We start from the raw sequence: 14,091 nt of genomic DNA, 5'->3' as shown, positions 1-14,091 counted from the left end.
GAGCGAAATCGCTCAACGCGCCATCCGAGGGCGCGTCAAAAGAAGAAAAGGCCGTTGCCATGAACATGCAGAACACTGTTGCCGCATTGCGCGGCGGGTTGCTTCAGCAGGACAGGCTGCTGAAGCTCGATACGCCGTTGGGCGCCAACGTGCTGACCGTGCAGCGGGCGGTCGGCCGCTCGCGCATCGGGCGCGCGTACGAATTCACGCTCGACGTGCTGTCGACCGATAGCGATCTGGAACTCAAAAAGCTGATCGCGCAGCCGGTCACGTTGTGGATCCAGCAGGGCGATCGCAGCTACCGGCCGATCAACGGGTACGTGCACACCGCGCGCCGCCTCGGCGCCGACGGCGGTCTCACGACCTATCAGCTCACGTTCGCCGATTTCACCCATTTCCTGAAGTTTCGTCGCGACCAGCGGCTCTGGAACGACACGACCGTCGACCAGATCATCAGCGATGTGCTGAATCAGCATCCGCAGGCGCAGGGGCATTTCCGCTTCGCGCTGTCGCAGCCGCTGCCGAACCGTTCGTACACGCGTCAGCACGATACCGACTGGCATTTCGTGCATCGGCTGATGGAGAGCGAAGGCCTCTACAGCATCTGGCAGCAGGCCGACGACGGCAAGTCGCATACGCTCGTGATCACCGACAACTTGCAGGCGTTCGCGCCGCTGTCGCCGGAAACCGTGCGCTTCTATCGCGGCGGCGCGGCGAGCGAAGCCGACGCGTTTACGCAATGGTCGGGCTCGCGCACGCTGCAGAGCGTGACCCGCACGACGCGCACGTTCGACTACAAGAATCCGTCCCAACCGTCGAACCCGAAGGGCACGACGCTGCCGACGATGGGCGGCCAGGGGGAATTGCCCGATCAGCTCGAGGTCTACGAGTACACCGGTGCGTATACGTATCTGGACCAGACGCGCGGCGACCATCTGACGAAGGTGCGGATGGAGGAGTGGGAGTCGCAGGCGAAGCGCTTTCATGGCGCGGGCGGCGTGCGCACGATCGATGCCGGCCGGCGCTTCACGCTGTCGGATCATCCCGAACATGACCGCGATCCGGCCGACCAGCGCGAGTTCGCGGCGATCGGCGTCGAGTGGTGGATCGAGAACAACCTGCCTGTGGCGAGCAGCAGCGCGGACTTTCCGTACAGCCTGCGCGATGCGTTGACGCAAGCGCAGGAGGGCTATGGTGCCGATCCCGCATTTCGCGTGCCGCATGACGACGGCTCGGTCGGCTTCTACCTTGTCGAGGTCGAGGCGCAGCGCGTGAACGTGCCGTATCGCAGCCCGTTCGAACACGAGAAGCCGAAGATGCACCTCGAGACGGCGCTCGTCGTCGGGCCGCAGGGCGAGGAAGTCTATACCGACGAGTTGAACCGGATTCGTGTGCAGTTCGTGTGGGATCGTCTGAACCCGGGCAACGAGAACGCGTCGTGCTGGGTGCGCGTCGTGCAGTCGGATACTGGTGGCGGCTACGGCGGCGTGCATGTGCCGCGGATCGGCGAGGAAGTGCTGATCGACTACGTCGGCGGCGATTGCGACCGGCCGTTGGCCGTCGGGCGCGTGTACAACGGCGCGAATCAGCCGCAATGGCATAGCGACGGGATTCTCTCCGGTTATCGGTCGAAAGAGTATTCGGGCAGCGGCTACAACCATCTCGTGATGGACGACGCGACCGGGCAGAACCGCGTGCAGCTGATGAGCAGCAGCGCAAACAGCCTGCTGCATCTCGGCTACATCATCGACCAGAACGGAAATTCGCGCGGGTCGTATTTGGGAAGTGGCTTCGATTTGCGTTCGGACGCGTATGGCGCGGTGCGGGCGAGTCAGGGCCTGTACGTCACCACGCATCCGAAGGTGCCGAACAGCCAGCCGCTCGACGTGAAGGAAGCGCAGCAGCAGCTCGTGACGGGCGAGAGCCTGATCGAGGCGATGTCGGGCGTGAGCGAGCAGCATCAGGCGGAAAGCCTGAAGGATGCGCACGACACGATGCGCGCGTTCACCGACGCGACGCAGGACAGCGCGTCGGGCAACGCATCCGGCGGACGCACGGCAGGCGGCGGCACGGGCAGCGCGAATGCGTTCAAGGAACCGGTGATGCTGTTCGGCAGCCCGTCCGGGATCGGGATGTCGACGCAGCAGTCGCTGCACATGGTCGCGAACGATCACGTGAACGTCGCGAGCGGGCAGAGCGTGCATGTCGCGACGGGCAAGTCGCTGATCGGCAGCATCGGGCAGAAACTGAGCCTGTTCGTGCAGAACGCGGGGATGAAGCTGTTCGCCGGCAAGGGCAAGGTCGAGATTCAGGCGCAGTCGGACAACGTCGAAGTCACTGCGCAGAAGGCGGTGAAGGTCGTGTCGGCGACTGATCGGATCGAGATCGCGGCCGATCAGGGGATTTTGCTGACGAGCGGCGGCGGCTATATCCGCATCCAGGGCGGCAATATCGAGATTCATACGCCTGGCGCGGTGGACGTGAAGGGTGCGTCCCATACGTTCGCGGGCCCGGCGAGCATGGGGTATCCGTTGCCGAGCCCGCGGCCGGATCAGCCGGGACAGTTGGAGTTGTTTCACAAGTATGTGAACGGCGAGGCGGTGAAGGGCGGGCTGTTCACGGTGAGAGACGTGAATGGCGCCGTGCTGAAGAAGGGCGCGCTCGACAACAGTGGCTATACGGTTGTGAGTGGTTTGCCGCCGGGGGCGGTGCGAGTCGAGTTCGGGAAGGACCCGCGCGAGTCGGATCAGCCGGCAAATTACTTTAAGCAGGCGCAGTGGCCAGTCGAGCCGGTTGAGCCGTCGCCGCAGGCGGCGCAGGCCGCAGCGACGGAGCAGCTCGCGAGCCAGTTGAAGGGGATGGCACCTGCGGCGACGACGGCTGCGATGGGGCTTGCGAGCGGAGGTGGGGCCAGCGCTGCGTTAGGCGGACTGGCCAGTTCTGCGTTGCCGGCTGCGGCAAGTGCGCTGGGTGGGGCAGGCGCTGTTTCTGCGCTACAGACGGCTTCGAGCCTGGGCAGTGCTGCGAAGCAGGTGGCCGGGATGGTTCAGGCGGCGCGCCAGGGCGGGCTCGCGGCGCTGGCCACGCCGGTTGCGAATGCGGCGTCCGGTGCAGTGCAGGGCGCGCTACCAGGTGTCGCCGGGATCGCCGGCAAGGGCGCTACGACGGTGGCATCCGCTGCCGGTGCGACCGGCATGAAGCTGCCGACGAGCGGGTTCGGCGGACCGCTGAAATCCTGAGAGGGCGGCTTATCAGCCGTCTTGAAAAAACGATTTGAACGAAGAACGACATGGCACAACAACTTCCACCGGGCGCCGAGAAGGAACAGGCCGTTTCCTGGCTCAGCGATATTTCGCCGAAAGATGTGGCGGCGGGGGGCGACCGTTTCAATAAGTGGTTGCTCAAGATCAGCGGCAATCACATTTCGTTCGAGGATCTCAAAACCTTCGCAAGCGCGGTGCCGATCATCGGCAACCTGATGGCGTTTTACGACGCGGTTTGCGACATCGTGATGATCGTCGAGAAGCGCCACGCCAACCTGCTCGATTATCTTGGGCTTGCGATCAACCTGATCGGCGTCATTCCGGTTCCGCCGCCGCTGGCATCGTTTCGACTGTCGGCGCGGCCGCTGCTGGCGCTCGTGCGCAATCAGTTGCTGGTGTCTCGCGGCAATCTCGGCGCGGCGCTCATTTCGGTGCTCGTCACGCATGTCAACGCCGCGGCCGCGACTGAAATCGAAAACTTCCTGAAGACCCTGCAGGACGTTCTTGTCGAATTGCTGAACGACTGCGCGCACAAGGCGCAGGAGTTGATGGTCGGTATTGCTACCGGGCTGGAGCTTGCCCTCAAAGGGCAAATTTTCGACAGCAGCGCGAATGTACGACGAACTGCGAAGATCGCTCAGAAGATGGACAAGCGGTCCTGGTACAACCCGATGCTGGTGGTTGACGCGATCGAGTACGGTTACGAAGGCTCGATCGCGTTGGGGAAGGAAGCCGGGAACGCGACGATGGGGACTGCTGCGAAGCTCGCTCCGGATTCGTGGCTGCAACCGTTCCGCGATATCGTCGCATTCCTGAAGGCCGAGGCTCCGAAAGTCGCGAACGCGATCCGTGATCTGAATGGCAGCGAGGAAGGCAAGATGCTGTGGCTGATCGCGCAAGTGATCGAGGCCGTGGCAAGGGTGCGCGCGCGCGGGAAGCTTCGTGAAAAGACCGCCGACGTGCCGCCCGGCGGTAAGGGGCGGGCACAGCATGATCGTCCGCAGGAGCCGGTGGGGGCGACAGGACAGCAGGCGCGTGCGGAGGGCGCCGGCCAGAGTCCTTGCAAGGGGTGCCAGATCGGTGCGTCGACTGGGTCGATCGATTTTGCTTTCGGCGATGAGACCTTCACACATACGGACTTCGAACTGCACGGTGCATTGCCGCTCGTCTGGGCGCGTACGTATCGGTCACGCTTGTCTGCATATGACAACGGCGAACACGGCGCGCGGTGGCTCACGCCGTACACGACGCGCATCGATGCCGAAGGCGACACATGGTTCTTCCGCGACGCCAGCGGGCGCAGCATCGAATATCAAGCGCTTGCAGTCGGAGGTGTATATGCCGATCTCTCGGAAAATCTGACGCTGTCGCGTCTTGACGAGACGTGGGTCACGATTGCATACGGCCACGATCAGCTTCACGTGTATGAGCGGCGCGGCAATGCGTTCCGGCTGGCGATGCAGAAAGATCGCGCGGGCAACACGATCACGCTCGATTACGACGCGCTCGACCGCGTGGCACGCTTGATCGATGCGAGCGGCAACGTGCTGTCGTTCGAGCACGACAAACAAGGGCGAATCGTACTGATCGAGCAGGTGCTCGAGGATGGCAAGCGCCGTACGCTAGCGAGTTACGCCTATGACGAAGCGGGCGATCTCGTCCGGGCAACCGACCGGCACGGCAACGCGTGGAACTATCAGTACAACCGACATCTCGTGACGCGCTATACCGATCGCACTGGCCGCGGGATGACGCTTGAATGGGATGGCGCGGACGCTGACGACAACGCGAACGCGAAATGCGTGCGCGAGTATGCGGACGACGGCAGTCTCGACATCCGTCTTGCGTGGCATCCGAATATCCGTCTCACCTATGTGACCGATGCGCTTGGTCAGATGACGCGCTATTACTTCAACATCAAAGGGTACGTTTATCGAATCGCCTATCCGGACGGAAGCGAGGAGTGGTTCCGGCGCGACGAGCACAACAATCTGACGCTGCATATTCTGCAGGACGGCAGCATTGAACAGATGCGTTACGACGCACGCGGCAATCGGACGTGGCACGAGCGTCCGGACGGCAGCGTCGTCGAGATGGCATACGACGACAAGGATCAGATGATCCGGCTCGTCGATCCGAATGGCCATGCATGGGAGCGCAAGTACGACGATGCGGGCAACCTCGTCGAGGAAATCGATCCGCTCGAGCATGCGACGAAGTACAGCTATAACGACAAGGGGTTGCCGACGCAGATCACCGATGCGAAGGGTGGCTCGAAGGCGCTCGAATACAACGACGCCGGGCAGTTCACGAGCTATACGGACTGCTCCGGAAAGAAGACTGAGTGGCGCTACGACGAAATCGGGCGCGTGATCGAGGCAAAGGACGCTTCGGGAGGCATAGTCGCCTATGGCTATGGTCTGAACGGCCAATTGACGGAGATTCGGTCGCCGGCCGGTGTCGAGCAGGTGCAATACGACGCAGAAGGTCGCTTGTTGCGGCATACCGATCAACTCAATCGATCGACACGATACGGCTATGACGCGGTTGGCCGCATTTCGAGCCGAGCGGATGCACTCGGACAGACGCTTGCGTATCGCTATGACCGTCTCGGTCGCTTGACCGCGTTGACCGATGCGAACTTTGCGACGTACCAGTTCCGCTACGATCCGGCAGGGCGGCTGATCGAGGAAATCGGCTTCGACGGCAAGTCGACAAGCTATCAGTATGACAAGGACAGCGGCAGCCTTGTTTCGGTTGACGATGCAGGTTGCGTGACATCGATTGACGTCGACGCGAACGGCCGTCTGATGAAGCGTGTCGCGGGGGAGAGCGAGGAGCGGTTTGCCTACGACCCGAGCGGTCGGTTGATCGACGCCGTGAACCGATACAGCCGTGTGCAGTTCTTCTTCGATCCAGTCGGCAATCTCGTGCGTGAACATCACGCCTACGATTTGTTCGGCGAACGGCGCAGCTACGTGTGGCATCACGAATACGACGAACTCGGCAATCGGCGACGCACCGTGCGGCCGGACGGCCATGCGGTCGACTGGTTGATATACGGCTCCGGGCATGTGCACGGGATGCTGCTCGATGGCGAGGAGCGTGTGCAGTTCGAGCGCGACGACCTTCATCGCGAGACGGTACGCGTGCTGTCGAGCAAGGTCGGGCAGCGCACGCACTACGATCCGGCAGGACGCGTGCTACAGCAGACGATTCAGCGATCGACGTCGCCCGCGCCGCTTGCCGAACGGCGGTATCGGTATGACGCGGCGGGGCAGTTGTCGCGGATCGAGGACAGCCGCAAGGGCGGGACCGACTATCGGTACGATCCGGTCGGACGACTGATCGAGGCGATCAGTCCTGTCGCGAAGGAACGGTTTGCGTTCGATCCGGCGAGCAATATCATCGATCCGGTGCGCACTGCGGAGACGCCCGCGTCGCGTCCGAGCCCGGTGCGGCCGGAAAGCACGTTGCCGGTTGAGGTGCCGAAGGTGCTGGGCAACCTGCTGAAGGCGTACGCGGGGATGCACTTTGAGTACGACGCACGCGGGAATCTGGTGCGCAAGCGTACGCCGGCGGGTGAGCAGGAATATGAGTGGGACGAGTTCAATCGCTTGCTGTCCGCGCGAGTTGCGGAGACGTCGCGGCAGAGCCAGTCGCGGTATTTCTATGACGCTTTTGGTCGACGGATCGCTAAGGAGGTGAACGGCGAGCGGACGGTGTTCGGGTGGGATGGCGACACGCTGGCGTACGAGAGCGATGGCGAGCGTGGCACGCACTATATCTACGAGCCGGGAACGTTCGTGCCGCTGGCGCAGTATGTGGCGGAACCGGTCGAGGGGTTCTCGACGCCGGAATGGAAGAGTACGGATCGCTACGTGCCGGAGGAGGATCCGCTGCAGAAGATGCCGGAGCGGCGGGGCGACGCGGCGCTGTTCTATTACCACTGCGACCAGATCGGTACACCGCAGTTGCTGACGGATGACGATGGCGAAGTCGTGTGGGAAGCATCGTACAAGGCGTTAGGTGAAGATCGGGAGGTGATCGCGCGAGCGTCGAAGGCGGCGGGGATCGTGGCGAGGAATCCGCTGCGATTCCAGGGACAGCAGGTTGATGATGAAACCGGGCTCGCTTATAACCGATATCGATATTACGATCCAGTAACCGGGCGATTTACCTCCGAGGATCCCATCGGGCTTAATGGGGGCGTCAACGTCTACCAATACGCTCCGAATCCAATCGAGTGGATTGACCCCCTTGGCTTGGCTCGCATTCCGAAATCCGTTAAGGACAAGGTCGCGAAAGAGAATCAGGAATTCTTCGGGAAAGAAACCTGTGAATGCTGCGGGGTTGAAGTTGTTCCAGGACAGAAGAGTCAACGAGGGGTCACGCCGCCAACAAATGAGCGCCAATTTGATCATATTGAGCCGGACGTCCTAGGCGGAGCAAATGATGAAGCGAATACGCAGGTTCTGTGCCGCAAGTGTAATAGACGGTTGTGGGATAGAATCAAGGATAATTTCAAGCGACTTAATCGTTTGGGACGTACGCCGTGTGACAATTAAGGACGAAATATGCAAGAGCTTAGGAAGATTATTTTTCGATTGAAGAAGGACGAGGATGGATATCCTCCGATGGAATATGAATCTCTCTGGGGGATATTTTCGGATGATTTATCTTGTGTTATCGACAATGTGCCGTATTACGTCTGTGGCGTGAGTAAAGGGGACACGGTAGCGGTTGAGGATGTCGATGGTGAACTGTTTGCAACATCGGTGGTTGCTCGGGGAGGACATTCAACGCTGCGAGTTTTTGCCGAGGACCCCGACACCAAAGCATCGATCATTTCCGATCTGAAGTCGCTCGGAGCACAATGTTCCGTCACTTCTGGGCTTTCCCTCTTCGCGGTTGATATTCCTTCCGATGCTGATTTCGGAAAGATCGACGCGTTGCTCGCTTCGCAATCTGATGGTGAGTATGTTGCATATGAGGACGCGTGCTTGCAACACGGGGGCGTCAGTGGCGACCGGGCACTCGAATGTGAGTCGCTCGCATCAGTTCCTCTACGACTGCACTAAGTAATGTATCGGAAGATGCTGGGGGCACGATGCCGTCGGCTACGGGTTAGGTCGCAGAAATTGGTCTGCAGTATCTATCATCGTTGCATCAATGGCTCACGTGAGAATCGATGACGGCACATCTGAAGAAGATAGAGAACGTGCTGCGACTCGATGCACAGTCTCGATGCGAATATTTCGTCCGCAAGGTCGCTGATTTTGAAGTTGTCTGGAGCCTCTTTGATAAGGGATGGGCCACTGCCCGCACCGGTGCAGCGACAGTGGTGCCTTTCTGGCCTGAGGAGGAGTTCGCAAAGTTATGCGCGACTGATGAATGGCAGGGATTTCGTCCAAAGGCGATTCCTCTAGATGATTTTCTAGAGCGATGGCTGCCGGGGATGGCGAATGATCAGCGAACTTGTGCTGTCTTCGCGGCGCCGAGTGATCACGGAACACTCATGTTGCCCATGGATCTCGAAAAACTGATCAGACGGGAACTCGAGCAATACGAATAATGCTGCTAACGAGATCATCCTTGTGAGGCGGAGTCGCACTAATCCGCATCGGCAATGTAAGTCGAACGGTAACCCCCCGTCTTAGAATTAAAAGTCGGCGCAAATGAAGTTGCAGTGGTGCAGATCGCAATAATTGCTTTCGTATGAAAATTGTAAAATCCTCACTGCCCCGTCGGTCGCGATATCTTTGGCATTGATTGGCGGAAATTCAGGAGAGATCGTGCGGTAGGGCGAGTATTACAAAAAAGCGAAGGGCGCAAACTGTGATCCCATCAACAGTCGAGCAGTATCTGGCTGGGTCTACTGGTGACATCGCTAGGGATGATCCAAAAACAGCCATGAGGGCACTTCAGGATCTGGGTGTTGCGTCAGATACTGATTTCGGACAATTCTACCTCAAGTATCAGGGGGGCTTTATAAGTCCGCGACCTGTTGCTGAGTTGCTTGATATCGAGGGCCCATCTATTCCCGCAATTCCAGACCAAACGGAGTATGTTAGGGATCGCTACGGTATTCCGGAACAGTATTTGGCTTTAACATCGGATGAAAGCGAGGGGATGTACCTGTACGGCAAGGACGATGGCGCCGTCTATGATCTCGATATTTCGGTTCTAAATTATTTTCTAAAATGGAAGGTCCCGGCCCGCTGGGCTACATTTAACGATTTCTTGATTTGGTATTTTGAGTCATCGGTGTAGGAAAAAAGGGCCGCGCGAGCGGCCCTTGGTGTTATTGGTGGTTGGGGCTGAAATTGTTGCCGCAGGACCAGTCTCGTCGGACAAGACAGGGAGATCGGCTGCCTCGTTTCGATTGATGAGGTCGGGTGCGTGACATCGATCGACGCCGATTTGAACGGTCGTCTGATGACGTGTGTCACAGGGGAAAGCGAGGAACGGTTTGCCTACGATCCGAGCGGCAGGCTGATCGATGCTGTGAACCGATACAGCCGCGTGCAGTTCTTCTTCGATCCGGTCGGCAATCTGGTGCGTGAACATCACGCGTACGATCTGTTTGGCGAACGGCGCAGCTACGTGTGGCATCACGAGTACGACGAACTTGGCAACCGGCGACGCACCGTGCGTCCGGACGGCCATGCGGTCGACTGGTTGATGTACGGCTCGGGGCATGTGCACGGGATGCTGCTCGATGGCGAGGAGCGTGTGCAGTTCGAGCGTGATGACCTTCATCGCGAGACGGTACGCGTGCTGTCGAGCAAGGTCGGGCAGCGCACGCACTACGATCCGGTGGGACGCGTGCTGCAACAGACGATTCAGCGGTCGACTTCGCCCGCGCCGCTCGCCGAGCGGCGGTATCGCTATGATGCGGCGGGGCAGTTGTCGCGGATCGAGGATAGTCGCAAGGGTGGGACCGACTATCGATACGATCCGGTCGGGCGGTTGATCGAGGCGATCAGTCCGGTTGCGAAGGAACGGTTTGCGTTCGATCCGGCGAGCAACATCATCGATCCGGTGCGAACCACCGAGACGCCTGCATCACGTCCGAGTCCTGTGCGGCCGACAAGCACGTTGCCGGTTGAAGTGCCGAAGGTGCTGGGCAACCTGCTGAAGGCGTATGCGGGAATGCACTTCGAATACGACGCACGCGGGAATCTGGTGCGCAAGCGTACGCCGGCGGGTGAGCAGGAATACGAGTGGGACGAGTTCAATCGCTTGCTGTTTGCGCGGGTTGCCGAGACGTCGCGGCAGAGTCGGTCGCGGTATTTCTATGACGCTTTCGGTCGACGGATCGCCAAGGAGGTGAACGGCGAGCGGACGGTGTTCGGGTGGGATGGTGACACGCTGGCGTATGAGAGCGATGGCGAGCGTGGTACGCACTATATCTACGAGCCGGGGACGTTCGTGCCGCTGGCGCAGTACGTGGCGGGGCCAGTCGAGGGAATCGCGACGCCGGAATGGAAGAGTACCGACCGCTATGTGCCGGAGGAAGATCCGCTGCAAAAGATGCCGGAGCGTCGGGCGGATGCCAAGCTCTTCTATTACCACTGTGACCAGATCGGTACGCCGCAGTTGCTGACTGATGACGATGGCGACATCGTGTGGGAAGCGTCGTACAAAGCGTGGGGTGAAGCGCGTGAGGTGATCGCGCGAGCGTCGACGGTGGCGGGAATCGAGGTGAGGAATTCGCTGCGGTTCCAGGGGCAGCGGGTCGATGAGGAAACCGGGCTGCACTATAACCGCCATAGATACTATGATGCGCAGAGTGGTCGGTTCGTATCAAAAGATCCAATCGGACTCGTCGGCGGAATCAACGTCTATGCATATGTCGCGAACCCGACTGGATGGATTGACCCCTTGGGACTTGAAGGTTCCCCATGTGATGGTTTCGGCTCGTTGGCTGCGCGTCGGCAGTCACTGGGACTACCAGCTGCAGGCTCTGAAGGAGACACGTCTACGCTGTCTTTGCTGAGGGTAAACGGACAAAGCTTTGAGGGAATCAATTCAAGCGACCAAAATCCCAAAACCCCGATCACCTTGGATCGCGTCAATGCTCAGACAAAGACTCACGCAGAGGCTGAGGCAGTGCAAAAGGCTGTAAACGCAGGTATGGCCGGAAAGGCGTCGCACGCTGAAATGTGGGTGGACCGTGATCCTTGCCGTGCGTGCGGAATTCCGGGAGCGGGGGGACTTAGGTCACTAGCTCGAAATTTGGGTTGTCCAATCACCGTGCATTCGCCCAGCGGAACCCAAGTGTACACACCGACCAAGTGAGCTTGAAATGCAAGTAGTAAAAATTATCGAAGAAAGGTATATCGGTAGCCGCTCGGAAGTGACTGAGCAGGTGTATGGCGACGCCGCACAAGTCATATCAGCGGTGGAGAAACTGAATGGTAAGGACCGTACGTCGATTGCGTTTTTAATGAGTGATGAGGCGACGTTTTCGGTTGGCGGCGGCGATGGCAATCAATATGTGGCATTTTTAGCGATTGATACGGACGACACCTTTTTTACGCTGACAGACCCAGACAAGTCTGAGCACGAATGCGTTGATTTGGTGGTTGGTGGGCAGCGCGGCAGTTATCCGCTAAGACAATGTGTAGACAAAGCAGCAGTAATACAGGCGGCCTTGTATTTCTGCCAATTTGCTAAACCAGACCCGAGTTTGAACTGGCAAGACGGGTGAACGCTTGACGCAACGCTGCGCTATGACGAGCGTCGGTACTGATGATCCGAGTGGCCGCAGAATTGTCAGCAGTGACGTAATCAGGCAAGCGGGAGGGATAAACGTCCATCAATGCGCGACAAAGCCGGTTGACTGGATCGATCCATTGTTTTTTGAAAGATCGATGGATGTTCGGGGGATTCGAATTTTTGGGTCGCTCACGCTTTAGGGGCGCACGGTCCGTCCGGTTGATTTTGATATGCCTAAAAAAAGATTTGTAATCATCGATCTGAATCATGTGGCGGGCGAATCATTGCCCGCTTCGCAGACGATTTTTTACCAATGCTCAAAATGCTGGGGCATCCTTCTGTCTCAACCTGACGACAACTTACATTGCTCGTGTGAAAACATATCGATCGATATAGACGCAGGAAGAGCGGGCGCGAGGGATGAGCAACTGATGAGAGTGTTGCAGATTGTCTCCGACTCGGAAAATAGCTGACGATTGCGTGGTCCTCTTGGTGTTACCGGCGTCCCTGGAATCCTGTCAGTCGAGGTGTATTGGGCCGCTTGTTCATGCAGTCCCAAATGACGGATCCTCCTAAATGTGCAGGTATCGTGGAGCGCTAAGGACTGCAACTGACATTTTTTGCGCGATCAAGCAGATCGGAGGTATCCGGAATTTCGTGTGTGAGGCGGGTTAAGACTCAGACCTCGACGTTGAATCGCTCCGGGTAAAGCAGCGCAAACTGCGTCATCGCACTTTTCCAATCGTGCCGGGAGCCGGTCCACTTGGCAATGACGTTGCGCAGGGCCAACCAGATCAGCTTGAGTGCGGCTTCGTCCGACGGGAAGTGGCCGCGTGCCTTGATGATCTTCCGAAGCTGCATGTGCAGCGACTCAATGGCGTTCGTGGTGTAGATGATCTTCCGGATGTCCGGCGCAAACGCGTAGAACGGAATCACCTGCTCCCAAGCCCGACGCCAGAGCGCGGCGATTGGTGGGTATTTCGTGCCCCATGGGCCGGCGTCGAACGCGTCCAGCGCCACGGCGGCCGCTTCAGCCGTCGGCGCCCGGTACACCTCCTTGAGCGCGGCGGCAGCCGTCTTGCGATCTTTCCAGCTCACGAAGTCCAGCGAGTTCCGGATCAGATGCACGATGCAGGTCTGGACGGTCGTTTCCGGGAACACAGTGTTGATCGCTTCCGGGAAGCCCTTCAGTCCGTCGACCACGGCAATCAGAATGTCCTGCACGCCGCGCAGCTTCAGGTCGTTGACGACTCGCAGCCAGAACTTCGCGCCTTCGGTTTGCTCGATCCAGAGGCCCAGCACGTCCCGTGTGCCGTCGCGGCGCACGCCCAGCGCCAGATAGATCGCCTTGTTGCGCACCACGCCTTCGTCACGGATCTTCACGCGCAAGGCGTCGAAGAACACGACCGGATACATCGACTCCAGCGGCCGCTGCTGCCATTCACGTACTTCGTCGATCACGGCATCGGTGACCGTGCTGATGAAGTCCGGCGACACCTCGATGCCGTACATCTCGAGCAGGAAGCCCTGAATCTCCCGCACGCTCATGCCGCGGGCGTACATCGCGATGATCTTGTCGTCGAACCCGGTAAAGCGTCGCTCGCCCTTGGCGATCAACACCGGATCGAAGGTGCCTTCGCGGTCGCGCGGAATCTCGACGTCGAGCAGGTCATCGTCGGTCGCGATGCGCTTGCGGCTCGTGCCGTTGCGGTAGTTCGTGCTGCCGGCCGGCTTGGCTTCGCCCTTCTCGTAGCCGAGGTGGTGGGTCAGTTCGCCGCCCAGCGCGCGCTCGAAGATCGCCTTCTTGAGCGCCGCGAGCTGCTCATTGATCGTCGCCCGGTCCAGCGTTCCGGGCACCAGTTGAACCGCACCGGATTTTGTGGAGGCTCGTATTCTTGAGAGAATCGAGTCATGAACAAGAAGGCAAGCAAATTTTCCCCGGAAGTGCGGGAGCGCGCAGTGCGTCTGGTACGCGAACAGCGTAGCGAACACCCGTCGATGTGGGCAGCGGTCGAATCGATTGCGCCGATGATCGGCTGTACGCCGCAGACGCTGCTGGATTGGGTCAAACGCGACGAGGTCGACCGCGGGGAGCGCGATGGCG

At 59.5% G+C, this 14,091-nt stretch carries 8 protein-coding genes and 1 pseudogene; 8 read left to right on the top strand and 1 reads right to left on the bottom strand.

From position 1 onward, the window contains the following. Positions 1-59 precede the first annotated feature (59 nt). From tssI to DIE23_RS25085, 7 genes are all read left to right on the top strand, one after another. Positions 60-3,239 (top strand): type VI secretion system Vgr family protein, encoded by a 3,180-nt coding sequence (tssI, locus tag DIE23_RS25115; RefSeq protein ID WP_124614590.1) that lies wholly within the window; start codon positions 60-62, stop codon positions 3,237-3,239. Between the two features lie 50 nt (positions 3,240-3,289). Beyond that, positions 3,290-7,831, top strand: coding sequence for an RHS repeat-associated core domain-containing protein (locus tag DIE23_RS25110; RefSeq protein WP_124614589.1), 4,542 nt, complete (start codon positions 3,290-3,292; stop codon positions 7,829-7,831). Between the two features lie 69 nt (positions 7,832-7,900). Then, positions 7,901-8,344 (top strand): DUF4265 domain-containing protein, encoded by a 444-nt coding sequence (locus DIE23_RS25105; protein WP_221623364.1) that lies wholly within the window; start codon positions 7,901-7,903, stop codon positions 8,342-8,344. Between the two features lie 110 nt (positions 8,345-8,454). After that, on the top strand, positions 8,455-8,838 hold the full coding sequence (locus DIE23_RS25100) for a DUF2750 domain-containing protein (protein ID WP_124614587.1): 384 nt from the start codon (positions 8,455-8,457) through the stop codon (positions 8,836-8,838). Between the two features lie 338 nt (positions 8,839-9,176). Next, on the top strand, positions 9,177-9,536 hold the full coding sequence (locus DIE23_RS25095) for an SMI1/KNR4 family protein (RefSeq protein WP_124614586.1): 360 nt from the start codon (positions 9,177-9,179) through the stop codon (positions 9,534-9,536). Positions 9,537-9,770: 234 nt separating this feature from the next. Continuing rightward, entirely contained in the window at positions 9,771-11,567 is a 1,797-nt protein-coding gene (locus tag DIE23_RS25090) for an RHS repeat-associated core domain-containing protein (protein ID WP_409364251.1), read from the top strand. A 7-nt stretch (positions 11,568-11,574) separates the two neighbouring features. Next, a complete protein-coding gene (locus DIE23_RS25085; RefSeq protein WP_124614585.1) occupies positions 11,575-11,979 on the top strand; it encodes an Imm1 family immunity protein in 405 nt (134 codons plus the stop codon). Between the two features lie 686 nt (positions 11,980-12,665). Here DIE23_RS25085 and DIE23_RS25080 read toward each other — a convergent pair. Continuing rightward, on the bottom strand, positions 12,666-13,847 hold the full coding sequence (locus DIE23_RS25080; RefSeq protein ID WP_260436156.1) for an IS256 family transposase: 1,182 nt from the start codon (positions 13,845-13,847) through the stop codon (positions 12,666-12,668). Positions 13,848-13,898: 51 nt separating this feature from the next. Between DIE23_RS25080 and DIE23_RS25075 the strand changes: the two are divergent. Then, positions 13,899-14,091: pseudogene (locus DIE23_RS25075) on the top strand (IS3 family transposase); the annotation flags it as partial.

It is taken from the genome of Burkholderia sp. Bp9143 (assembly GCF_003853645.1).
Taxonomy (GTDB): domain Bacteria; phylum Pseudomonadota; class Gammaproteobacteria; order Burkholderiales; family Burkholderiaceae; genus Burkholderia.
This window is presented reverse-complemented; position numbering and strand designations above follow the sequence as displayed.